This window comes from Bacillus sp. AFS040349, from assembly GCF_002577655.1.
GTDB lineage: Bacteria > Bacillota > Bacilli > Bacillales > Bacillaceae > Metabacillus.
On the sequence record NZ_NUMC01000078.1, the window covers coordinates 77,743 to 103,401 of the forward strand.

Consider the following 25,659-nt stretch of genomic DNA (forward strand, 5'->3'; position numbering starts at 1 on the left):
AACTTTTTAGTGAGCTGTCCTTATTTTTATCATGTGGGCAGTTTTATTATTTTACAAAGAGTAATAGAGACGAGAAAGGGAGAAAGAACATCATGAAAATCCGTCATGTTTTAAAGAATAATGTATTAAAAGGTATTGACAGAAATCTCACGATTAGAAAAAAATTAATCATTGCCTTCGCATGCATTTTACTTGTACCAAGTCTTGCTATAGGATTTATCTCTTATCAATCTGCAAAATCTGAATTACAAGATAGCATGCTTCAAACAGCTAAGGAAAGTGTGCAACTAATTGATTCTTCTATGAATTCACAGCTAATTCCTATAGAAAAGGACATTGAATATTTTGCTCAGACAGCAAAAACGGCTAATGCAAAAATTGATATCGAGGAAATTTCGAAAATTAAATTGAAATTTAATCAATATATTGAAACAAAACCAGGAGCACAAGCAATTTATATTGGAACAGATACGGGTGAAATGATTGTTTCACCAACACTTCAACTCCCCGATGATTATGACCCACGTGATCGTCCTTGGTATACGTTGGCAATGGAGAATAAAGGAGAAGTTGTTATTACAGATCCGTATATCGATGCTAATACAAATGAAACATCAGTTACATTTGCTAAAGTTTTAAATGATGGTTCAGGTGTAGTGGCTGTTGATGTGAACTTAAATGTACTGAAAGATATGATAAGTGTAGTGAAGGTTGGGGAAGAGGGCTACGTAACAATTGTTGATGAAACTCAAACTTACTTAATTCATCCTTCTAAGCAAGGTGAAAAGGTAACGGATGATTGGGTAGGAAATTTATTTAAAAGTAATACTGGTGAATTTTCCTATACTATAGATGGTAAAGCGAAGGAAATGGATTTTATTACAAATGAACTAACAGGCTGGAAAATTGCTGGTACGATGTATACTAGTGAAATCTCAGAAGCCGCTAAAGGAATCTTTTTAAAAACATTAGCTGTAGTACTAGTATCCTCTATTCTCGGAGCTATTGTTATTTTTGTTATTATACGTTCTATTTTACAACCAATTCGTATTTTAGTTGCTTCTTCAGAAAAAATTGCTAATGGAGATTTAGCGGTTGATATTAACATTAATTCTAATGATGAAGTAGGACAATTGTCCAAGAGCTTTAACAAAATGGTCGAAAATTTACGTGCAGTGGTTGTAAGTCTCCAAACAGCATCAGAAAGGGTGAGTTCATCTTCTGAAGAGTTGATTGCTAGTGCAGACCAATCGACAGCTGGAACTAAACAAGTAACAGAAGCAATCCAACAGGTAGCTAGTGGAGCCGAAAGCCAAACATTTAAAATTGATGCAAATAATGCTGCATTAGATGAAGTGCTACAAGGAATTCTAAGAATTTCATCTAGCTCATCAAATGTTTCTGATATAGCACAAGAAACTGTCAGTGAGGCAGAAGTTGGTGGGAAATTTGTAAAAGATAGCTTGGAGCAAATGAAGTTTATTCATGCTTCCGTGACTGAATCAAATAAGGTCATTCAATCATTATCCAAAAGATCACAGGAAATTGGAAAGATCCTAGATGCTATTTCTGAAATTGCTAATCAAACAAATTTACTTGCATTAAATGCCGCAATTGAGGCAGCAAGAGCCGGTGAACATGGAAAAGGATTTGCAGTAGTAGCTGATGAAGTGCGCAAATTAGCAGAACAATCTCAACAATCAGCTGGTCAGATCTCTACACTAATTTTATCTATACAAAAAGACACAAATCATTCCGTACAGGTAATGGGCGAGGTATCTAAAAATGCAGAGCAGGGATTAACAATCTCAACAGAAACATCTGAGAAATTTGATTCGATATTAAATAGAATGAACACTATGACTCCACAAATTGAAGAAGTTTCAGCAACTGTACAGCAAATAACAGCTGCCATTCAAGAAGTTACAGCATCAGCCAATGAGCTAGCTATTATTGCAAAAGAAAGTTCAGCAACATCTGAAGAAGTAGCGGCTACAACTGAGCAACAACTTGCTTCAATGGAGGAAATTACAGCTGCCTCAAAAGCCTTAACTGGAATGGCTGAAGAACTACAATCAATTATTGATCGCTTTAAAGTATAAGTGATTGTTAAAAAGTCAGCTGAAGTTGCAGCTGGCTTTTTAAGTTTTTCAACTTAAGGTTATTGAGCATTATGAAGCATTTTTAAAACTAGCTTGGAGTCAAGTTACGCCTAAAGAAGTATTATCTATAGCAAAAACTCACCATACATACGATCGTAGCTAGTGATTACCGGAATTAGGGAGATTAAAAGAGCTTGACGGTATGTAATCAAGCTCTAATGAGACGTTAGATGAACAGTTCCCTATATATGGTTGGAAACTACTATCAATTTTTTTGGTTTTCATTACTGGGAAAGAGAAAATACGTAATTAAGCCGGAAAAAAGAGCCCCACCTAAAGAAATCAACGTTCGGATTTGTATGGAAATAGCGCTACCATAGTTTTGGTCAAGTACTCTAATCGCAAAAATAAACACTATGATCATTACAGGTAGCACAATTTTAAATTTCTTCAAAAGCTTCACATCCCTATCAAAAAATAATACTTAGTTTATCATATTTGATGTTAATTGTTAGGACAAGAATACCATCAATTTGGTCGTAGTCAAGATTAACGGTACAGACAATAGAGAAATAGAATAAAATAATGCTAGTCCACCTCTATAATTATGTTTAAAACATTTATTTTAAGCTAAACAAACGGCAGATCATGACTAATTTTGTTATATTATTTAGAATTGATAACCTTTTTCAACGAAATTGTTGTACTATTATATGTGAGACTTACTATAGATTAAACAGTTTGAAGGTAAGGAGAAAATAACATATATGATAAAAAATATGGCTGAATTTACATATAAATTAAATGAAAATGGTGGAGGTCACATTCTGTATTTTACGGAGAAATTGGATGATTATGTTCAAAACGCTGTTGAATTTATAATTAGTGGTATAAAAAACAATGAATATGTTTTGTTTGTTGAAAATGAGCCTATTAATCATTTAATATCACAAAAACTAAAAAATATATTAGAAGCAGATGAAATAAAGAGAGTCCACCAAATTAGTAATTTTGATTTCTATTGTTCCACAGGTAATTTCCACACAGTAACAATTCTAAACTACTTTTTTAACACATTAGATCCCTATTTTGATCAAAATTTGAAAATAAGGTGTTGGGGTCACGTGGAATGGCCGACTCAAAAACATATTAATAGCACATTGAAAGAATTTGAATTTGAAGTAGACAGGTTAATGCCGGAAATGGATATAATCGGTGTTTGTGCATATAATTTAGACCGATTAACGGATGAGGTCCAAAAAGCTTTAATGGAGTGTCACTTATACTTAATGACGGATAATGAAATAATGAAACTAGTTGATGAAGCTAATGGAATAAAGAAAATATTTTAAATTAAGAAGTTCCTAATGGCAATTTGATTCATTTATTCGTCATCCTTTTTTTCTTTTAGCAAATCACGTATTTCTTCCAGTAGAAGTTCAGTGTTAGTTTTAGTTTGACCAAAAGGCTTGTCGTTGTCTAATTTCCGGAGCTTATAAAATAGTTGGACAAAGAAGAAAATACTATATGTTATGATTAAAAATTCTAATACAGTTTGTAAGAATGATCCATATTGAATAACTGATGCTCCAAAAGGTAAAGAGAAATCCTTCAAATTTATGCCGCCTAAAAGTACACCTATTACTGGCATGACAAGATCATCAACTAATGAGCTAACGATTTTTCCAAAAGCCGTTCCGATAATTACTCCTACTGCTAGGTCAATTGCATCCCTCTTATGGCGAATTGTAGAAATTGTTTTAGCATGCTATTATCTCCAATCTATTCATTACTTTAAAAGAGGACAATAAAAACAGTCCTTAGTAAAGATTATTCACATAAGACAAGTTTAGAAGGAGAAGAAGAATATGAAGGTTTCATTGTCAGAATATGATCCGAAATGGCCGCAAAAATACCTGATTGAAAAGGAAATGTTACAATCTAAACTAGGTTTTCTTAAACCAATGATTGAACATATTGGAAGTACATCAATAATTGGTTTATCAGCAAAACCAATAATCGATATCATGATTGGTGTTAGAGAGGAAAGTCAGCTTGAAAAGGTTGTTGATGCGTTATCACAACCTCCTTATGTTTATGTATCAATTTATGATAAACAGCTGCCGTTTCGACGTTTTTTTATTGTGGTTAAAGAAGTTTATGCCGAGTTATATCCACGTGTATTAACGACTGAGAATTTTATGGAGATTCCCCATCAACATCGAATAGCTCATATACATACAGTACCTTTAGATAGTCAATGGTGGGAGGAACATCTTTTATTTCGTGATTTTCTTATACAATCGAAAGAGCATCTTTTAGAATATGAAAGCTTGAAAAAGAAATTATCGAAAAAAGAATGGACTAATGGAAATGAGTATGCTGGTGCAAAGGCTAAATTTATACAGTCTGTTCTTAAAGAGGCAAAATTATAAGGTGTTTTTTAGAAAGATGCTTATTGGTTAGTTGAGATTCCACTAACCAATAAGCATCTTTTTTCGTTCAAAGGTATTAGTTCTTTCGTCCACTAGAAGGAGGTAGATTCCTTCAAAGGATATATTTTTAGAAAATTAAGGAAAATGTATGGATAATTATTTCGATTGTCGATATATTTAAACGTATTACGTTATATCTATAGGTAATGTGATGGTAAACAACTGTGGGGAGGGGAAGTATGGAAACGTTTAAAAAATTAAAAAGCTTTTATTGGCCATACAGAAAGTATTTCTTATGGTCATTGTTTTTTGTCTTATTTATTACAGGCATTACGGTTATTTATCCAATTGTTTTGCAATTAACAATCGATGAAATTGTATTAAAGAAACAATATGAGTATATTCCATGGATTGTGGTTGGTTTTTTATCATTGATGGTGGTAAAAGGGGTATCTGCATTTTTTCATCAATATTTAGGAGATATGTTTGGGATACAGTCAGTTTACAGACTTAGAAATGCTTTATATGAAAAGTTACAGCGATTGCCTTTTATTTACTATGATAATGCTAAAACGGGTGATTTAATGTCCCGATTGACTGCTGATGTAGAAGGGTTTCGTTTCTTTTTATCGTTCGGTTTTTCTGAGCTTGTTCGATTTTTACTATTAATATGCGGAACATTAACAGTTATGTTTATTTATTCCGTACCGTTAACGTTAGTAACGATTGCTGCTTTACCTTTTCTAGCGGTGGCTGTATATCATTTTGATAAACGTGTACATCCAGCTTTTCGGAACATTCGTGAATCATTTGGAAAGCTAAACACGAATGTGCAAGAAAATATTAGTGGAATACAAACGGTTAAGGCACTTTCTCGTGAGGATTTTGAAATATCAAAGTTTAACCAAGCAAACGGCAATTACAAAGAAAAATCATTAACAACCTCCTTTGTTTGGGCGAAATTTTTCCCTCTCATGGAGTTAATCGGAAATATATGTGTTGTCGCATTGCTTGCATACGGAAGTGTACTTGTTATTCAAGGAGGCCTGCAACCTGGTGAGCTTGTTGCTTTTTTCAGTTTAGTTTGGTATTTAATGAACCCAATCATGCACTTAGGATTTGTTATTAACTTATTTTCGCAATCGAAGGCATCAGGAGAGCGACTACTTGAAATTTTAGAGGCTGAGGAAAGCATTCGAGATCAAGAAAATATCCTTCCCGATACTAAAATAAATGGAGATGTAACCTTTTGCAATGTAAGTTTACGTTATAAAGAGGAAGAATCACTAGCATTACATCAACTAACTTTTCAGGCATCAAAGGGAAAAACAATCGGGTTAATTGGTTCAACTGGTTCTGGAAAAACAAGTTTGACTCAATTGATGACAAGGTTTTATACACCAACAAGTGGTCAAATTTTAATTGATGGAGAAGATATTCGTGATTATTCATTAAAAGCATTACGCTCAAATATAGGAGTGGTTTTACAAGAATCATTTTTATTTTCATCCACAATTAAATCAAATATAGCTTACGGAAGACCAGATGCCACGATAGATGAAATTATTGATGCAGCAAAACGTGCGCAGGCACATGATTTCATTATGGAACTGAAAGACGGATACGATACGATGTTAGGTGAAAGAGGACTCGGGCTTTCAGGAGGACAAAAGCAAAGAATTGCAATTGCCAGAGCAATTTGCATGGATCCACGCATTCTTATTTTAGATGATGCAACAAGTGCTGTAGATATGACGACAGAGTCTCATATTCAACAAGCATTAAAGAAGTGATGAAGGGTCGAACGACATTTATCATTGCCCATCGTATTTCTTCTCTGAAGCATGCTGATGAGATTCTTGTTCTTGATAGTGGCTCAATTATTGAGAGAGGAACTCATGAAAGGCTTCTACAGCAAGAAGGTTATTACAAACGAATCTATAATATTCAATATAAAGATCAAAAAGCTGTTCTACACTCAACAGCAGGGTAGGTGATGATATGAGAAACAAAGATATAAAAGAAAAAATTAAGGAAAGATTTCATTACTCCACAGAAACGGTTATAGATAAACCATTTAATTGGCAGCAAATGTGGAGATTACTAAGTTACTTGAAACCGTATTCCAGAACATTACTTCCTGCAGCATTTATTGCTGTCCTCATTTTTGCAGTGGTCCGTCTCGTGGCACCTATATTAATAGGGAAATATACACTAGATTACGCAATTGCAAATAAAGATATCAAGCTTCTCATTATCTTAGTTACGACAATTTCTTTTCTCTATCTTGTATCTTACATAGCCAACACATTTCGAATCAGGTGGATGAACATGCTTGGTCAAAATGTAATCTATGATATTAGAAAGCATATATTTACCCATGTTCAGTCATTGTCTCACAGATTTTTTGATCAGCGTTCCGCAGGTTCTATCCTAGTTCGAATTATGAATGATATTAATTCCCTTCAGGAGCTATTTACTAGTGGGGTAATCAACCTGTTAATGGATTTCATCCTCTTAATCGGGGTTGTAGTACTTTTGTTTACTCTTAGTCCTCAACTCACTTTAGCAATTATGGTTATTGTGCCACTTATGTTTTTCATTTCTACCAGTCTACGAAAAAAAATACGTCGTTCTTGGCAAACTGTACGATTAAAGCAATCAAAACTGAATTCACATCTGAATGAATCAATTCAGGGAATCCGAGTGACTCAATCATTTACACAAGAAAAAGAAAACATTGAATATTTCGATGGAGTTAACTCGGAGAATTTTGGGTCATGGCAAAATGCTACCAAACGCAATGCAATGTTTACACCAATTGTTGAGATGACAAACGCAATTGGTACAGCTATTTTAATTGCTTATGGAGCAACCCTGATAGCAAATGAATCAATTACAATCGGAACTTTTGTTTCTTTTGCTTTTTACTTAGGAATGTTTTGGGAACCAATTTCGAGACTAGGCCAGGTATATAATCAATTGCTAATGGGAATGGCTTCTTCAGAAAGAATTTTTGAATTTATTGATGAAAAACCGAATGTTGCTGATTCGGATAATCCGACCAACCTTAAGAGTATGAAGGGTAAAATTGATTTTGAATCAGTGGAATTTGCCTATGATTCTTCTAGAAAAGCACTCAACAAGATCTCTTTATCAATCTCAGCGGGGCAAACAGTTGCATTGGTTGGCCATACAGGTTCTGGAAAAACAACAATCGCCAATTTAATTAGTCGTTTTTATGATGCAACTGGGGGAAGTGTAAAAATTGATGATATAAATATTAAAAATTTACCAATCAGTGAATTAAGATCACGTATCAGTGTTGTTCTTCAAGATACATTTATCTTTTCAGGCACAATTATGGATAATATTCGGTTCGGTTGCCCAACAGCTTCGGACGAACAGGTGGTAAATGCTGCGAAAGCAGTTGGTGCGGATGATTTCATATGCTGTTTGTCTAGTGGTTACTTAACAGAAGTAGAGGAAAGAGGAAATGTATTGTCAGTAGGTGAACGACAACTTATTTCTTTTGCTCGGACACTACTTGCAGATCCAACCATTATTATACTTGATGAAGCAACTGCAAGTATTGATACTGAAACAGAAGTGAAAATTCAACAAGCACTGAAAACCCTCCTGAGTGGAAGAACTGCAATAATGATTGCCCATCGACTTTCAACAATTCGTGAGGCTGATAATATTATTGTTTTGGATCATGGTGAAATTATGGAGCAAGGAAATCATGAACAACTAATGGAGAAAGAGGGTGTTTACTATGGATTGGTCAAAGCTCAATTTACTATGTTAGAAGTGGGATAATTCTATAGATATCGAATGAGAATAATAGTTTTTATGGATTTATACTTGAAAGGCGCCCAAAATGGGTGCTTTTTTCATTCATAAAAAAAAAAGTGAAATTAAAATTTTAAAAAAACTTCGTGAATTAAATGAACAAAACATATTAATTGTTCGAAAAGATTTATACATACAAATAGGTTTTTAAGGATAAATCAACCATAATATTTACCCCCATTTACCCTTCATTTATAGTTGGAAATAACAAAGAATTCTAATTATTACATTTTGTAAGCGCGTTCAGATATGGGGGGGTATTATGTTAGCAATATTAGGTTTTCTAATGGTATTTGTGTTTATGTTTTTAATTATGACTGGTAGACTATCAGCTTTAATTGCTTTAATTCTTATTCCCGTTATATTTGCAATTGTTGGAGGGTTTGCGAGTGAATTAGGACCAATGCTAATAGATGGCATAAATCAATTAGCTCCTACCGGTGTTATGCTTATGTTTGCGATTTTATATTTTGGTATAATGATTGATGCTGGTTTATTTGATCCTGTTGTAGGGGCAATTTTAAAGGCTGTTAAAGGTGATCCATTAAAAATTATTATCGGAACTGCAGTGTTAGCATTAGTTGTATCCTTAGATGGAGATGGGACAACAACCTATATGATTACAATTTCGGCTATGTTTCCACTGTATCAACGATTAAAAATGAATCCATTAATTCTTCCATGTATAGCGATCATGAGTGTTGGTGTAACAAATCTTACGCCATGGGGAGGACCAACTGCCCGCGCAGTTAGTGCTTTAAATTTAGATATGTCAGAAGTGTTTGTACCACTTGTTCCTGCAATGATAGGTGGAGCTATATGGGTTATCTTTGTTGCATACTTATTTGGAGTTAAAGAAAGAAAACGTGTTGGAACTTTAGAATTAGATCAACTACCACAGCAACAGTTAATCGCGTTTCATCAACAAGCAGCAGCATCAGAAGTGCAATCAGAAAAACGTCCAAAATTAATATGGATCAACTTTGCATTAACTGTACTCCTTCTTTTAGGTTTAATCATGGGAATTATGCCTCTGCCCGCTTTATTTATGATTGGCTTTGCACTTGCAATTGTGATTAACTACCCTAATTTAGAAGAACAAAAGGAACGTATTAAAGCACATGCTGGAAACGTTTTAGCTGTTGTATCACTTGTTTTTGCTGCTGGTGCATTTACTGGCATTCTATCAGGCACGAAGATGGTGGACGCAATGGCAAACAGTCTTGTTGCTTTAATTCCAGATGCATTAGGCTCTTATCTACCGATTATTACAGCATTGACTAGTATGCCCTTTACTTTTTTTATGTCAAACGATGCATATTATTTTGGTATGCTACCAATCATTGCTGAAGCTGCTACTAGTTATGGAATCAATCCAGTTGAAATTGCTCGTGCATCATTAGTTGGTCAACCCGTTCATTTGTTAAGTCCTTTAGTTGCTTCAACGTATTTGTTAGTTGGTATGTCAAAAGTAGAGTTTGGTGACTTTCAAAAATTTACGTTAAAATGGACTGTTGGTACTTCGCTTACCATGTTAATTGTTTCAATTATTGTAGGTGTAATCTCTATATAAAATCATGTGAGAGCTAGAGAGTTACTCTAGCTCTTTTAAAAGTAAATATAGTTAAAATAAGATGTTAAGATGATGGTATAATCTTTAAAATGATTTAATTTATGATTAAAAAGGATATGGAAATGAGAGGGAAAAATAAAATTTCATTGCAATTTAAAGTATTGTCACTGATAAGCGTCCTGCTATTAGTGATCATTTTGCTTTTAGCTGGTATTTTCTCGTATATATTATACGTTGATTCAAGAACTCAAGCAGAGCTGCTCGTGTTGCAAACAGCAAAAACGATTTCTTTAATGCCAGAGCTTTACGAGGCAATTAAAGAAGATAACTTGGAGGAAATATTTCGACCAATTGCCGAACAAGTTAAAGATCAGGCAAATGCTTCAAATATAGTAATTGAGAACCGTGAACGGATCATTTACTCTCATTCAGATTTGAAATTAGTTGGACAAAGAAACTCTAATCACACAAATGACCAAGCTTTAATTTTTGGTGGATCTAGTAGCTTTGAAATAGATCGAGAACAGGGGCGTGTTATTGTTGGAAAAGTTCCAATCATTGCTGACTATAGTACATATAGTCAAGTTATTGGAACAGTATCTGTTGAATTTTTAGAGAAAGACCTTCTTTACAATTTATATAAGAAAATAAAATTTATTATATTTGCTTCTCTTGGAGTATTCATTTTAGGAATCATCGGTGGGATTTACTTAACAAACAATATTAGAAAAGATACTCTCGGATTAGAACCTCATGAAATTTCATCTTTATTCCGAGAAAGAAATGCGATACTTTCTTCTATTAAAGAAGGAATTATTGCTATTAATGAAAGAGGGCTCATTACAATGATTAATCTATCTGCATCAGATATGTTAAACATTTGTGAAAAACATTTCATTAATCAACATATTCATGATATTTTACCTAATATCAAAATTGATCTTGTATTGGAAACTGGACAGGATATCCATAATGTAGAACTGCTTCTTCATGATAAAATGTATATTTTTAATTTCATTCCTATCATTGAACAAGAACAAGTTGTTGAACAAGTTGTTGGAGTGGTTTTAAGTTTTCGTGATAAAACAGAATTAAAGAAATTAATAGATACAATTTCAGAAGTTCGTACCTATTCAGAAGGCCTTCGAGCACAAACACATGAGTATGCAAACAAATTATATTTATTATCCGGTTTATTACAACTAGAAAAATATCAAGATGCACTTGATTTTATAAATAAAGAATCAACGATCCATCATCACCAAACAAAACTTTTGTTTAATCAAATTCAAGACCTTAATATCCAGGCAATCTTATTAGGTAAATTGGGAAGAGCGTCAGAGATGAAGATTCATTTTGAAATAGACCCTGAAAGTTATGTAGATCCTCTTCCAAAACATATTGGAGTTACAGAGATCATCACAATTATTGGAAATTTAATTGACAATGCTTTTGAATCAGTCATTTTTCAAGATAAGAGAAACGTTTCATTTTCTATAACAAACCTCGGAAATGAAATTATTATAGAGGTAACTGATAGCGGCAAAGGGTTATCAAAAGAACAATTTGATACACTTTTTGCAGTTGGCTTTTCTTCTAAAGGTGAAAATAGAGGGTATGGACTATATAATGTAAAACGCATTGTAGATGCCTTAAACGGAAATATTGATGTAATTAATGGCAAAGAAGGAGGGGCAATTTTCACAGTGTTTCTTCCAAAGGGAGTTAAGTAAAGATTAAGGAGAAGGTTCAAATGATTAACGTACTAATTGCAGAAGATGATTTTCGAATTGCCCAGGTTCAGGAGCAATTTCTAAAGAAGATAGCAGACGTTCAATTAGTAGGAAAGGCACTAAATGCAAATGACACGATGAAGTTGTTGAATGAAAATAAAGTTGATCTGCTTTTACTTGATATATATTTACCAGATGAATTAGGTATAGATATATTACCTAAAATTAGAGAGCGATATCCTACCACCGACGTAATCATGATCACGGCTGCAACTGAAAAAGACATGCTTGAAACATCTATAAGACAAGGTGTATTTCATTATTTATTAAAACCTGTAACGATGGAAAAATTTATTGAAACAATTGAAAACTATAAAAATAGAAGGAAATTATTTTATAGTCAAGATGAAGTAACTCAAGTCTTCATTGATCAATATTTTACAAAAGGAAATCAACAAACACTAAATCAAAAAGATTTACCTTCCGGGGTCGATAAAATAACGCTACAAAAGGTAATTGAGGTTCTCAACGCTTTTAAAGGTGGTGTTACGATTGAAGAGATGGGGGAAAGAATGGGTGCTTCAAGAACAACTGCAAGAAGGTACTTGGAGTATCTCGTCTCAATTGATGAATGTAAATCAAAACATGAATATGGCATAGTAGGAAGACCAGAGAGAAAGTACTTTAAAAAAGGTGGAGTTTATTAGGTAATGATGAGAAAAAGAATCTTTTATGTTTGCTTATATTTTCTCCTTTTCCTTTTTGGATGTTCAGTACAAGAGAATAATGAGTTTCTGCTAAGTGAAGATATAACAATCATAGCTCCAAGCTCAAAAGGTGGAGGATGGGATTTAACAGCAAGAGCTGTGCAACGTACTCTTTTAAGTGAAGGGATCATAGAGGAAGATATCCAAGTAGTGAATAAAATTGGTGCTGGTGGAGAACTAGGGTGGAAATTTTTAAGTCAGCAAGAGGGACAAGTACTTGCGATGAATTCAAGTCTTCTTATAACAAATCATTTGCTAGGTCAAAGTAAGCTAACATTTAAAGATTTTACTCCAATCGCAACATTGGCAACTGAATGGGAAGCAGTTATTGTCTCAAAAGAATCTGAAATGAATAGTGCAAAAATGTTAATGGAAAAGATGGAATCAGCACCAGAATCTTTTAAAATTGGGGTTTCGCCTAGACTAGGAAACGATGATCAACTTTCTTTTGTATTGGCTAGTAAACAAGCAGATATAGAGCCAACAAAGCTTAATTTCCGGGTGTATGAAAATAGTCAACAGGTTGTTGATGCATTACTTGCAAAACAAATAGATGTTGCCACTATGACAATATCAGAAGCAATTAAGTATTATGAGTTAAATCAAGTAAAGCTTCTAGTAGTTTCGGCCGATAGCCGGTTAAGGGAACTTCCGATGATTCCTACCTGGAAGGAAGAAGGGATAGACGTCGTTTTTAGCCATTGGCGAGGAATAATGGGGCCGCCTAATATGACAAAAGAAGAGATTTCATTTTGGGATAAGACATTAAGTGAAATGGTGAAAACTAAAAAATGGCAAGAAATACTAGACGAATATATGTGGAAGAGTTTTTATAAAGACAGTAAAGATACCTTTAACTATCTTGAACAACAAAGTGAGATGTATGAGCGTTTAATGGGGGTTAATGAGATGAGTTGATTCTCGTGAACAAAATGATCAAAACTCACTTAATGAACATAATAAAATAATTATTTGTATTATTTACTTTGAAAGTAACTGGAATTATCATATGGAATGAAAGGTTACAAAACTTTATCTTGTCTTAGCAACTGTTTCTAAAAGGGGAACTTTATACTATTAAAAGATTGCTATTTATAAATGTTAGTATAGAAGTTTACCATTTTGATTTGACGATTAGCCTTTTAACAAAGATATTGGGGGAGCAAAAAATGTGGGTAATTACTGTTTATTCTAATGAAAGTATTAAAATGTTCGAATATGAAAGTGAATTAGAAGCTAAAGAATCACTACGGAGCATGAAAGGAAGTAGTATTCTCTCACATGTTGTTTATTATAATGATCACTTAGTAGAAACAGTAGCTAATTAATAGAAACCAAAATGACCCTATCTAAATTACTCTTTTCCCATTGTTAATGTGAAAAGAGTAGCAAATTAGGGTCATTTTTTAGTTATTGTAACAGAAGTTAGGAACGTAGATTTATGAGGGGTGAGTAAGGTTGATCAAGCAAATGAACCTTTATTTTATTATTGAAACAGTCATTGTTGGAGTATGTGGGGGAACTCTTTTCTTACTATTTAACTTGCCTTTAGCATGGATGCTTGGTCCACTAAGTGCAGTTATGCTTTGGAAGTTGATAACTAAACGCAAATTACATTGGCCAATTGGTTTTCGTAACGGTGGACAGATGATTTTGGGCTTTAGTATGGGGTTATCATTTACAACGGAGAGTGCTAGGCAAATACTCGAGCAATTTCCCTCAATGATGATAACAACAATTTTAATGGTTGGATTTGGTCTTGTAATGGCTAAGTTCATTTCAAAGGTCACAAAAATGAAAGTAGCAAGTGCGGTGATGGGGACAACACCCGGAGGATTATCACAAATGGTTATTTTAAGTGAAGAAATTACTGATTCAGAACCAACAATTGTTACATTTATGCAAACGGTGAGGATGTTAACGGTTATTTTCCTAGTACCTTTTTTAACGATCCATGCATTATCTACCTCTCACACCGATAGCTTCGTGGAAGATTCTGTTTCTCAAATGAATACAAGCGGTTACATACAACTATTAATCTTTTTAGTTATTGTTTTCTTTTTTACAAAATTGGCAGTTCGTTTTAAATGCCCTACTCCATGGATTATTGGTCCACTTATTTCTTCTGCACTTTTAACTGTATTTGGGTTTAGTGTTCCATCTGTGCCTGATTTTTTGACCATATTGGCCCAGCTTTGCTTGGGGATCTACCTAGGTCTTGGGATGAAAACAAATATGCTAGGTAATTGGCAAAGTTTGTTGCCGGTTACGATCTTGTCATCATTACTCATTGTAGGGTTTGCTCTTTTATTAGCATACGGATTACATAGCTTATACTCTATTTCCATGTCTACAGCATTTCTATGTATTGCACCAGGTGGATTACCTGAAATGGGTGTCACAGCTCATACAGTAAATGCGGATGTTTCAATGGTGGCGGCCTTCCAATTATTTCGTGTGTTTTTTATCTTATTCATCATTCCGTTATTCTTAAGAAAATTTTTTGGTAGAAATACAATTGAGAAAAAATCAGTTACTGCAAGTAAATTAATACCGTAAATAAAATGAACAAAATACACAGAAAAAATTAAAAGCAATAAATTGTCAAAACGATTACAGGAAAGAGCACCTATAATAAAATGTATTTAGGATATTAAAACGCTTCCAATTCACCTAATTTATTTTAAGCGCAAATGCTTATAGGCTTTCGCTACGTACAAGAAATAGATTAGTCGTTCTAATATCCCCTTTATTGATAAAGCATTTGGAGGTATCGAATGTCTCAACTTAGTAATGCAAGCATGAATATAATTATTAGACTTCATTTTCAGAAAAACCTTATTACGTTTAGTGAGATTGCTAAGGTAATTGGGGAAGCTGGTGGTGATGTAATTGGAATTGATGTGATCTCAACAAGTAAAACACAAACGGTACGAGACATAACGATAACAGTAAAGAACCAACAACATGGTCAAACTGTTATGGACGAAATCGGTCAACTAGAAGGTGTAAAGATTTTGTCAGTTTCTGATCGAACATTTTTATTACATCTTGGAGGAAAAATAGAAATCACTCCAAAAAATCCGATTAAAAATCGAGATGATTTATCTAGAGTTTATACACCTGGAGTCGCACAGGTATGTAACGCCATTGCTGATGAGCCACTTAAAGCTCACTCGTTAACGATTAAACGAAATACGGTTGCGGTTGTTTCTGATGGAACTGCAGTTTTAGGACTAGGTGATATTGGGCCATTGGCTGCAATGCCTGTTATGGAAGGAAAAGCAATGCTGTTTAAACAAATGGCAGATGTAGATGCATTCCCAATATGTCTTGATACGAAAGATCCGGAAGAGATTATTTCAATTGTAAAATCAATTGCGCCTGCCTTTGGAGGTATTAATTTAGAAGATATTTCTTCTCCTAGATGCTTTGAAATCGAAGAAAGATTAAAGACTGAAATGGACATACCTGTCTTTCATGACGACCAACATGGAACAGCTGTCGTATTACTTGCAGGTCTTTACAATGCACTTAAGCTTACTGGTAAAAATATTGAATCAATCAAAGTTGTTTTGAATGGTGTAGGTGCAGCTGGAACAGCATGTGCAAAAATGCTGCTAGCTGCTGGAGTGAAAAACATCATAGGTGTTGATCGAGCAGGTGCTATTAATAGAAATGAAACATACGATAATAAAAATTGGACAGACTTTGCATACATGACAAACCCAGAAAATATCAGTGGTTCCTTAACTGACGTAATAATAGGAGCAGATGTTTTTATCGGAGTTTCAGCTCCTGGTGTGTTAACGGTAGAACATCTCAAAACAATGGCGAAAGATCCAATTGTGTTCGCATTAGCTAACCCTGTACCCGAGATTGATCCAGAACTAGCTGAACCATATGTTAGAGTGATGGCGACAGGTAGATCCGATTTTCCAAATCAGATTAATAATGTCCTTTGTTTCCCTGGTATTTTTAGAGGGGCACTTGATTGCCGGGCTTCAGAAATTAATGAAGAAATGAAAATTGCTACTGCAAAAGCTATTGCTAATGTAGTTTCTGATGATGAGTTAAGTGAAACCTACATTGTTCCAAGTGTATTCAATCAAAAAGTTGTTGAAAAGGTACGCGAGGCAGTGGTAAAGGCTGCTTATGAATCTGGTGTGGCAAGAAAAGATCTATTTAAAGAAGAAAATGCACTAGTGAGAAGTTATTAGCAAAAAGTCTTAGGTTACTAGTTTTTTTAAACAAGTAGCTTAAGATTTTTTTGCTTTTTTTTGAAACCATTTAATACCTCCTACGTATTAGGTAATGAAGACAAATTTTGGAGGTAGAAACATGGAAGAACAAACAATAAAAACGAAAAAACCGTCATTATTCGGAATGATTTTTCAACCGGGAGAACAATTTGAGAGATTAAGAGAAAAACCAGTCATTTGGCTTCCGTTAATTCTTTTGTCTATACTTGGAACAGTTATTGCTGTCCTTACAGCACTTAACGTGGATTATTCTACATTACCAGGACCAGCTATGTCGGCTGAAGAGCTTGAGCTTACAAAAATGTTTGGAATCATTTTTGGGGGACTTGGTGGTTTATTTGGTACATCAATTGGCTTTGTAGTTGTTGCAGCAATTTTATTAGGAATTGCCAAAATAGCTAAATCACCAGTTTCATTTAAACAAATGTTTTCACTAATCATTTTCACCGGATTTATCACAACAATTGGTCAATTATTAAATCAACTTATTATTTACGCAATTGGTGGAGATCCGTACATTATGTGAACAAGTGTTAACAGCTTTGTTGGAGCAGATGGAGTTTTAGGAGCAGTTTTAGGCGTATTTGAAGTGTTTCAAATTTGGTATTATGTTTTACTGGCACTTGGACTTGTGAAAGTAGCCCAACTTTCCAAACCTGCAGCATATACAATTGCTATTATCTTCTTTATTTTAGGTCTTATTGTTGCAGCAATTGGAGGAGTTCTTAAAGGGATTGCACAGTTCTGATGAAGAAAAAAATTTGGATAGGTATAGGCGTTGCATGCTTAATCATTATATTAGTTGGAGTTAATGTTTTTCGAACAGTAAGTAAAGAAAACCTAACAGTTGATACAATAAAAGTTGAAGAACGTGAAATGACCGGGAATGTAATGGTTCCCGGTACACTTTCGCTAAGAAATGAGAGTTTAGTTTACTTATCACCTGAAAGTGGTAAAGTTGCTGAGATTCTTGTAAAAGAAGGAGATAAGGTGGAAGAAGGAACACCTCTACTTCGTTATGAGAATGAGCAGCTATTAGTAGAAAAAGAACAAAATGCTTTATCTCTAGAATCTTCCTACCTACGAATTAATCAGGTGGAAAAACAAATAAATGATTTGGATGAAAAAGAGGAGGATTTGACGAAGCAAGTAGGCAAAGAGGAAGCGAAAAAACAAGTTGATGCCGAAAGAGATCAATTAAAAACAGATTTAAAATTAGCTAACATCGAAGCTAGACAAGTGCTGCTTCAAAAAGAAACAATTGAGAAAAAACTGGGAGAACTTGAAGTTGTAAGTGAAATTTCTGGTACGGTTCTTTCTATTAGTAAAGATGCATCAAAAGGAGTCACTCAAGGAGCTATTTTACACATTGCAAAACCTGATGAGCTCATTGTAAAGGGATCCATTTCTGAATATGATTCTTTAAAAATTAAGGAGAAGCAACCTGTAACATTGAGATCTGATGTTGTACCAGGAAAGGAATGGGTTGGTGTCGTTAGTAAGGTTAATCTTCTGCCGGAACAGAGTGAAAATGCAATGGGTAATGAAGATAGTGCTGTTCAGTATCCAATTGAGGTTACAATTGATGATAAAGGTATTAAAGCAAAACCAGGTTTTAAATTAATAATGGATATCCAAACAGAAAAAAGAAAAGCTCTTGCTGTTCCTTTAGAAGCAGTTAAACAGGATGCTGAAGAATATTATGTATTTGTTGTTGAAGAAGGAAAGGCCATTCGTAAAATAGTAAAAACAGGAGCAGCAAGTGATGAGTATATGGAGATCAAAACAGGGTTAGAAACAGGAGAAAGAGTTATTGTTAGTCCTTCAAATGAACTGCAAAATAACATGGAAGTGAATGAGAAATGATTGAGTTAACTTCCATTACTAAGAGCTATAAAGTTGGACAGGATACATTGGATGTTCTTAAAGGAATTAGTCTAACAATTAACGAAGGTGAATTCGTAGCGATTATGGGTCCTTCTGGTTCCGGAAAATCGACACTAATGAACGTTATTGGATGTTTAGACAACCCTACCTCGGGCACATACTTACTCGGTGATGAGGACATTTCAACTTATAAGGATGAAATGTTAGCTAAGGTACGTAATTTATCGATAGGCTTCGTTTTCCAACAATTTCAGCTTCTCCCCCGGCTCACGGCTCTAAAAAATGTAGAGATTCCTATGGTTTACGCCGGTTATAAGAAAAAAGAGCGTGAGGAGAGAGCAAAGCAGGCTCTTGAAAAGGTTGGGCTAGCCGAGAGGGTGAATCACTTGCCCAATGAGTTATCTGGAGGACAAAAACAACGTGTTGCAATCGCGAGGTCAATTGTAAATAACCCTAAAATCATACTAGCGGACGAACCAACTGGAGCACTTGATAGTAAAACAAGCATTACAATAATGGAGCAATTCACACAATTAAATTTGGAGGGAACAACAGTTATACTTGTTACCCACGAACAAGAGGTTGCTGATTATGCAAAAAGAATTATAACAGTTAGAGATGGGATCATTCTCTCAGATGTAGAGCGGAGGAGAGAAGTATGAGCTTACTTGAAAATGTAAAGATGGCATTAAGTTCAGTATTAGCTCATAAATTGCGGTCCATTTTAACAATGCTCGGAATTATTATCGGTGTAGCATCGGTTATTTTAGTTGTTGCCATCGGACAAGGTGGAGAGCAATTACTAAAAACTTCAATAACTGGTCCTGGTAATACGATTGAAGTTTATTATGAACCAAGTGAAGAAGAATTACTGTCAAACCCAAATGCCTATATGAATGCTGCTTTTACTCAGGAAGATGTTCATTCATTAAGCAATATACCAGAAGTGAAAAAAGTTGTTGCTGCTTCATCAGAATACTTTTCAACAAGATATCGGGAAGAAACAGCCGATACTAGTGTTAATGGTATAAACCAAGCCTATATGGAAGTAAATAACTTGAAGGTTGAATCAGGAAGAAATCTGGTTGAAGCAGATTTTATTGGAGGCACACGTGTAGGGGTTATTAGCTCAGAGTTGAAAAAGGAAATGTTTGATAAAATTGAGCCGTTAGGTGAAGTTGTTTGGATTAATGGTCAACCGATTGAAATTATAGGAGTATTAGAGAAGCCAGAAGGTTTATTCGCATTCGGGGCGATGGAAGTATATGTACCATGGAGTACATTTCGGAACTCTTTTGGAAAAAATGAATATAATTCAATTACGTTACAGGCTACAAATGCTGACGTAATGAAAGAGGTTGGAGAAAAGGCAACAACTCTTTTAAATACAACTCATAATACAGATGATTCTTATAAAGTGTTTAATATGGAAGAAATGGCAGAAGGAATTGGACAAATCACAACGATTATGACTTTAATAATTGGATCAATTGCGGGTATTTCACTTGTAGTCGGGGGAATAGGTGTTATGAACATCATGCTTGTTTCCGTAACGGAACGAACAAAAGAAATAGGTATAAGAAAGGCGTTAGGAGCAACCAAGCGACAAATTCTTACTCAATTTCTAATTGAATCGGTCACCCTTACTCTTATTGGTGGAATTATTGGAATTTTACTAGGAGCAATAGCGGCAAATGTTGTATCAATCTTTGCTGGATGGCCACCTCTCATTTCTTGGCAAGTTGTTTTAGGAGGGTTAATATTTTCAATGGTTATTGGAATTGTTTTTGGAATGTTACCTGCGAATAAAGCGGCCCGCTTAAGTCCAATTGAATCTTTACGATATGAATAACATTTTAACCTCCCATTAGTTGTTTATGGGAGGTTTTTATTATGTTTTTTTCTTGAAATGTAGAGACTGATTTAACTAATACAATTGAATTCTTTCGAAAAACAATCAATTTCATTCAAATAAAATGAATGCATCGATTCTTCAGCCTATTGTTTTATTAAAATATCATTCGATATATGAATGTTTTTGAAAGGATTGTATGTTCATAGTGATAAAAAGTGATAGTTTTTGATAAAATATGATTGATTTTGGCTGGAGATTAAAGTATAATGAAAAAGTAAGCAGATTATGTATTCGCTTACAAAAAATTAGGAGGTGTTGTTAGTTTGTTAACACCTGAACGTCATCGACTAATTCTTGATCTTTTAAAAGAAAGACATTCTGTGAAAATACATGAGCTTGTCGACTTAACTAACACATCAGAGTCAACAATTCGTCGTGACTTAACACAATTGGAAGAAGATAAATATTTAAAACGAATTCATGGCGGAGCAGCACTTTTACAAGGAAAGCTAAAGGAACCAAATGTTAGTGAGAAATCTGCTAAAAACCTTCAGCAAAAGAAAATGATTGCAGCTGAAGCAGCTGCTCTTATAGAAGAAGGAGATTGTATTTTTTTAGATGCAGGTACAACAACACTACAAATGGTTGATTATTTATCACTTGAAAAAGAAATTGTTGTTGTAACGAATGGACTCACTGTTATTGAACCGCTTTTAAGCAAAGGTATAAAAACATACTTAATAGGTGGATTTTTAAAACCATCTACTGGTGCTATGATTGGACGCGGTGCTTTAACGGCATTAGAACAATACCGTTTTGATAAATGTTTTTTAGGAGTAAATGGCATACATGTTGAGTTAGGTTATACAACACCTGACCCAGAAGAAGCAGCAATGAAAATGACAGCGCTAAAGCTTTCAAGAGAAAAATATGTTTTAGCTGATTATTCCAAATTTGGAGAAATTGCATTTTCAAGAATTGCTCAGCTTTCAGAAGCAAAGATTATAACGGATGAAGGGGAAGATGAAGTCCTTTATCCATATACAAAAAATACAGCAATAAAGGTAGTGAATACATGATTTATACCGTGACATTGAATCCATCAGTTGATTACATCGTAAGAGTTGAACAATTTGAGTTAGGGTCGTTAAACCGTTCATCGGAAGATTCAAAATTTCCTGGTGGTAAAGGGATTAATGTATCACGTGTGTTGAAACGATTAGGTGTTGAATCTAACGCATTAGGTTTTATAGGTGGTTTTACGGGTTCTTTTGTAGCAGATTTTCTATCTGGAGAGAATATTCAACACAACTTTATAAAAGTTTCTGGTGATACGAGAATAAACGTTAAGCTAAAAACTGACGTTGAGACAGAGATAAATGGAGTGGGACCTAGTGTGTCAGAAGAACAGCTAAATCAGTTTTTACAATTGTTTCAGCATATGAATCAAGACGATATTGTTCTTTTAGCAGGTAGTATTCCAGGGACATTACCAACATCTATCTATCAAAAAATCATGACTATATGTAAAGAGAAAGAGATAAAAGTAGTGGCAGATGTTTCTGGTGATGCGCTAAAAGAAGTTTTATCTGAAAAACCATTCTTAATTAAACCAAACCATCATGAATTAGGGGAATTGTTTGAAACAAACATTCAATCTGTGGAAGATGCACATAAATATGCAAAGCAACTCGTTCAACAAGGTGTAAAGCATGTAATTGTCTCAATGGCTGGTGAAGGGGCACTTCTAGTTACAAATGAATTAAGTTATGTAGCAAATGTACCAAAAGGAAAGGTATTAAATTCTGTTGGTGCCGGTGATTCAGTTGTTGGTGGCTTTTTAAGTGCTTTCTCCGAAAATAAATCGCTGGAAGAAGCGTTTAAGATTGGTGTTGCTTCAGGCAGTGCAACAGCATTTTCACTTGAGCTGTGCACAAAAAAAGAAGTAGAAGAGTTATTGCCTCAAATAGAAGTAGTCAAAATATAGAGGGGGAAAAAAGATGAGGATAACAGAAGTATTAACAAAAAGGACAATAAAATTAGAAATCCAATCAACGTCAAAGGGCGACGTTGTAAAAGAATTAGTTGATGTTTTAGATCGTGCTGGTAAGCTTTCAAACAAAGAGTCTTACGAGCAAGCAGTATTAAATCGTGAAAAACAAAGTACAACAGGAATTGGTGATGGTATTGCCATTCCTCATGCTAAAACAAATGCAGTGAAAGAACCTGCTATTGTGTTTGGACGTTCAACAAATGGTGTAGATTATGAATCATTAGATGGTCAGCCAAGTTATTTGTTTTTCATGATTGCTGCACCAGAGGGCGCAAACAATACCCACTTAGAAGCATTGTCAAAACTCTCAAGTATATTAATGAAGCAAGAAGTTAGAGATCAGTTACTTCAAGCAAAAACAGAAGATGAAGTGTTGGCGATTATCGACCAATATGATGTTCAAGAAGATGAGAATGAAGCTGTGTCAACTGAAGGGAAAACAGGAAAAATATTAGCTGTTACTGCATGTCCAACGGGTATTGCTCATACGTATATGGCAGCAGATGCATTAAAAGAAAAAGCAAAAGAGCTGAACTTATCGTTAAAAGTAGAAACGAACGGTTCCGGGGGAGCTAAAAATGTTTTAACTCCTGCAGAAATTGAAGAAGCCACAGCGATTATCGTAGCTGCAGATAAACAAGTAGAAATGGAACGTTTTAAAGGTAAGCATGTGATCATTGTTCCAGTTGCAGATGGTATTCGTAAAACAAAAGAATTATTAGATCGTGCTGTGAATCAAGATGCTCCAATTTATCAAGGAAGTGGAGAATCGAAAAAAGAAGATCGCAGTGGTGAAAGAACTGGATTTTATAAGCACTTAATGAACGGTGTATCCAATATGTTACCGTTTGTTGTAGGTGGCGGTATCTTAATTGCCTTATCATTCATGTTTGGAATTCATGCATCAGACCCTAATGACCCTTCACATAACGCCTTTGCTGAAGCATTGAGCACAATTGGTGGCGGAAATGCATTTGGATTAATGATTCCTGTATTAGCTGGATTCATTGCATTAAGTATTGCGGACCGTCCAGGTTTAGCACCAGGTATGGTTGGTGGATTTATGGCAGCTCAAGGTGGCGCAGGCTTCTTGGGTGGATTAATTGCTGGTTTCTTAGCTGGTTATATTGTTGTACTTTTAAAGAAACTTTTATCTGGTATGCCAGCTTCATTAGAAGGAATTAAACCCGTTCTGTTATATCCGGTATTAAGTATATTCACTGTTGGAATGATCATGTTCTTTGTAGTAAATCAACCTGTAAGTGCATTAAATGGTGTGATTAGTGACTTCTTAGGCAACTTAGGTACAGGAAACTTAATACTTCTAGGCTTACTATTAGGTGGTATGATGGCAGTAGATATGGGTGGACCAATTAATAAAGCTGCTTTCACATTTGGAATTGCAATGATTGATGCTGGAAACTTTGCTCCGCATGCTGCAGTTATGGCTGGCGGTATGGTTCCTCCACTAGGAATTGCATTAGCAACTACTTTATTTAAAAATAAATTTACGAAACGTGAACGTGAAGCAGGGATTACTTGTTATATTATGGGTGCTTCATTTATTACAGAAGGTGCTATTCCTTTTGCAGCGGCCGATCCAGCTCGTGTTATTCCTTCTATTATCACTGGTTCTGCAGTAGCTGGAGCCTTAGCAATGTTCTTCGGAAATGGATTACGCGCACCACACGGCGGTGCATTTGTTATTCCTTTAGTTGAAGGTAACCCGGTTTTATATCTATTAGCTATTGTTATAGGTGCAGTAGTTACTGCTTTAATGTTAGGAATCTTAAAAAAGCGTGTTATTGAATAAAAAGTTGTAAAAAAGCAGACTGGTTTTTAGTTTACTAGAAATCAGTCTGCTTTTCTTTTTTTGAGAATTCTTTTACAACTGTAGTGATTAAAAGTAAAAAAAGTTGGGTAAATAAAAGTAGTAGAGAAAAAGATAGAATTGAAAGGTGGAATTAACTTGTCAAAACCATTATTTACGTCAACAGTAACAGCAGTCGGTGGAAGAGATGGCAGAGTTGAGTCATCTGATGGTAATATCAATTTACAACTAGCAATGCCAGGTTCACCTAGAGCCAAGGAAATGCCTGAAGCAACAAATCCTGAGCAATTATTTGCGGCTGGTTATTCTGCATGCTTTGACGGTGCGTTACAATTAATTGCAAAAAAAGAAAATGTGAGCTTTGAATCTGAAGTAACAGCAAATGTTAGTCTTTTAAAGGACGAGTCTGATGACGGTTTTAAACTAGGTGTTACGTTACAAGTAAAAGGAACAGGAATTGAAAAGGACAAGCTTCAAGAATTGGTTGAAAAGGCACATGGATTTTGTCCATATTCAAAAGCAACAAGAGGAAATATTGAAGTTGAACTAGAGGTTGTATAGAATTTACCTTTAAGTTAGAAGAATTTCTTCAAGTAAATAAACGTAATATTATTTCTAATCCCCGAATGATATATCTTCATTTGGGGATTAATTGTTTTTATAGAAATAGGATATTTATTGGCAAAATATCCATATAAAAAGGTATAATGATAAAAGAGCAATGTAATATAGGAGGATCTTCATGTCGCAAACTGAAACAGAAACAACGAAGTCAAAGATGTGGGAATGGACAAAGGCCATTGTGCTAGCGGTTGGACTAGCTATGATTATTCGTATTTTTTTATTTGAACCATATCTTGTAGAAGGGTCTTCGATGGATCCAACACTACATGATGGGGATCGTCTTTTTGTTAATAAAACGTTAAAATTTATTGGTGAGATTGATAAAGGTGATATTGTTATTATTGATGGCAAAGAAGAAAATATTCGCTATGTAAAACGTGTAATAGGTGTCCCAGGAGATAAGGTCAGTGCGCAAGATGGAAAAGTGTATGTCAACGGAACGGTTATAAAGGAACCATATCTTGATAGTAATGAAAAGGAAGCAGAGAGTATAGGAATTGACTTAACGGATGATTTTGAAGAAATAGAGGTACCGAACGGTAACTATTTTGTTATGGGAGATAATCGACTTAATAGCATGGATAGTCGAAACGGTCTAGGTTTAATTGAAAAAGATCGTATTTTGGGTAAATCTGAATTTATCTTTTTCCCATTTGATCATTTAAGTAAAACAGAATAGTTG

The 25,659-nt window shown here is 34.6% G+C and carries 21 protein-coding genes and 2 pseudogenes; 22 read left to right on the top strand and 1 reads right to left on the bottom strand.

Annotated elements, in window-relative coordinates:
• The first annotated feature begins 92 nt into the window (after positions 1-92).
• Positions 93-2,102, top strand: coding sequence for a methyl-accepting chemotaxis protein (locus COD11_RS16700; RefSeq protein ID WP_176551120.1), 2,010 nt, complete (start codon positions 93-95; stop codon positions 2,100-2,102).
• A 767-nt stretch (positions 2,103-2,869) separates the two neighbouring features.
• Positions 2,870-3,454, top strand: a complete 585-nt coding sequence (locus COD11_RS16710; protein ID WP_098798042.1) for an MEDS domain-containing protein — start codon at positions 2,870-2,872, stop codon at positions 3,452-3,454.
• 32 nt (positions 3,455-3,486) lie between these two features.
• On the opposite strand, the pseudogene mscL reads toward COD11_RS16710, so the two are convergent.
• A pseudogene (mscL, locus tag COD11_RS16715) lies at positions 3,487-3,869 on the bottom strand (large conductance mechanosensitive channel protein MscL).
• A gap of 101 nt (positions 3,870-3,970) precedes the next feature.
• Between mscL and COD11_RS16720 the strand changes: the two are divergent.
• From COD11_RS16720 to lepB, 20 genes and pseudogenes are all read left to right on the top strand, one after another.
• A complete protein-coding gene (locus COD11_RS16720) occupies positions 3,971-4,537 on the top strand; it encodes a GrpB family protein (RefSeq protein WP_098798043.1) in 567 nt (188 codons plus the stop codon).
• 239 nt (positions 4,538-4,776) lie between these two features.
• Positions 4,777-6,530 (top strand): annotated as a pseudogene (locus tag COD11_RS16725) (ABC transporter ATP-binding protein).
• 8 nt (positions 6,531-6,538) lie between these two features.
• Positions 6,539-8,359 carry an ABC transporter ATP-binding protein gene (locus tag COD11_RS16730; RefSeq protein ID WP_098798044.1) on the top strand — a complete coding sequence of 607 codons (1,821 nt, stop codon included), beginning with the start codon at positions 6,539-6,541 and terminating at the stop codon, positions 8,357-8,359.
• Between the two features lie 295 nt (positions 8,360-8,654).
• A complete protein-coding gene (locus tag COD11_RS16735; protein ID WP_098798045.1) occupies positions 8,655-9,965 on the top strand; it encodes a CitMHS family transporter in 1,311 nt (436 codons plus the stop codon).
• Between the two features lie 122 nt (positions 9,966-10,087).
• Positions 10,088-11,698: an ATP-binding protein gene (locus COD11_RS16740; RefSeq protein WP_098798093.1), complete on the top strand. Its 1,611-nt coding sequence runs from the start codon at positions 10,088-10,090 to the stop codon at positions 11,696-11,698.
• 20 nt (positions 11,699-11,718) lie between these two features.
• A complete protein-coding gene (locus COD11_RS16745; RefSeq protein ID WP_098798046.1) occupies positions 11,719-12,405 on the top strand; it encodes a response regulator transcription factor in 687 nt (228 codons plus the stop codon).
• 6 nt (positions 12,406-12,411) lie between these two features.
• The gene (locus COD11_RS16750; RefSeq protein ID WP_098798094.1) at positions 12,412-13,383 is read left to right on the top strand and encodes a tripartite tricarboxylate transporter substrate binding protein; all 972 of its coding nucleotides are present in this window, start codon (positions 12,412-12,414) and stop codon (positions 13,381-13,383) included.
• A gap of 251 nt (positions 13,384-13,634) precedes the next feature.
• Positions 13,635-13,793: a hypothetical protein gene (locus tag COD11_RS26935; protein WP_176551121.1), complete on the top strand. Its 159-nt coding sequence runs from the start codon at positions 13,635-13,637 to the stop codon at positions 13,791-13,793.
• A gap of 130 nt (positions 13,794-13,923) precedes the next feature.
• Complete coding sequence (locus COD11_RS16755; RefSeq protein ID WP_098798047.1) at positions 13,924-15,024, top strand: AbrB family transcriptional regulator; 1,101 nt, start codon at positions 13,924-13,926, stop codon at positions 15,022-15,024.
• 218 nt (positions 15,025-15,242) lie between these two features.
• Positions 15,243-16,685: an NAD-dependent malic enzyme gene (locus COD11_RS16760; RefSeq protein WP_098798048.1), complete on the top strand. Its 1,443-nt coding sequence runs from the start codon at positions 15,243-15,245 to the stop codon at positions 16,683-16,685.
• A 121-nt stretch (positions 16,686-16,806) separates the two neighbouring features.
• The gene (gene yknW, locus COD11_RS16765; RefSeq protein WP_176551122.1) at positions 16,807-17,253 is read left to right on the top strand and encodes a YknW family membrane protein; all 447 of its coding nucleotides are present in this window, start codon (positions 16,807-16,809) and stop codon (positions 17,251-17,253) included.
• A gap of 63 nt (positions 17,254-17,316) precedes the next feature.
• Positions 17,317-17,475 (top strand): hypothetical protein, encoded by a 159-nt coding sequence (locus tag COD11_RS26940; RefSeq protein ID WP_176551123.1) that lies wholly within the window; start codon positions 17,317-17,319, stop codon positions 17,473-17,475.
• Positions 17,475-18,593 carry an efflux RND transporter periplasmic adaptor subunit gene (locus tag COD11_RS16770; RefSeq protein ID WP_098798050.1) on the top strand — a complete coding sequence of 373 codons (1,119 nt, stop codon included), beginning with the start codon at positions 17,475-17,477 and terminating at the stop codon, positions 18,591-18,593. Before COD11_RS26940 ends, COD11_RS16770 begins: the two co-directional genes overlap by 1 nt.
• Positions 18,590-19,276, top strand: a complete 687-nt coding sequence (locus COD11_RS16775) for an ABC transporter ATP-binding protein (RefSeq protein WP_098798051.1) — start codon at positions 18,590-18,592, stop codon at positions 19,274-19,276. The genes COD11_RS16770 and COD11_RS16775 overlap by 4 nt, the downstream gene beginning before the upstream one ends.
• Positions 19,273-20,466, top strand: a complete 1,194-nt coding sequence (locus COD11_RS16780) for an ABC transporter permease (RefSeq protein WP_098798052.1) — start codon at positions 19,273-19,275, stop codon at positions 20,464-20,466. The genes COD11_RS16775 and COD11_RS16780 overlap by 4 nt, the downstream gene beginning before the upstream one ends.
• Before the next feature lie 326 nt (positions 20,467-20,792).
• Positions 20,793-21,548 (top strand): DeoR/GlpR family DNA-binding transcription regulator, encoded by a 756-nt coding sequence (locus tag COD11_RS16785; RefSeq protein WP_098798053.1) that lies wholly within the window; start codon positions 20,793-20,795, stop codon positions 21,546-21,548.
• Positions 21,545-22,456, top strand: a complete 912-nt coding sequence (gene pfkB, locus COD11_RS16790) for a 1-phosphofructokinase (RefSeq protein WP_098798054.1) — start codon at positions 21,545-21,547, stop codon at positions 22,454-22,456. The genes COD11_RS16785 and pfkB overlap by 4 nt, the downstream gene beginning before the upstream one ends.
• Positions 22,457-22,469: 13 nt before the next feature.
• Entirely contained in the window at positions 22,470-24,335 is a 1,866-nt protein-coding gene (locus COD11_RS16795; RefSeq protein WP_098798055.1) for a PTS fructose transporter subunit IIABC, read from the top strand.
• 156 nt (positions 24,336-24,491) lie between these two features.
• On the top strand, positions 24,492-24,914 hold the full coding sequence (locus COD11_RS16800) for an organic hydroperoxide resistance protein (protein WP_098798056.1): 423 nt from the start codon (positions 24,492-24,494) through the stop codon (positions 24,912-24,914).
• 181 nt (positions 24,915-25,095) lie between these two features.
• Complete coding sequence (gene lepB / locus COD11_RS16805; protein WP_098798057.1) at positions 25,096-25,656, top strand: signal peptidase I; 561 nt, start codon at positions 25,096-25,098, stop codon at positions 25,654-25,656.
• Positions 25,657-25,659 lie beyond the last annotated feature (3 nt).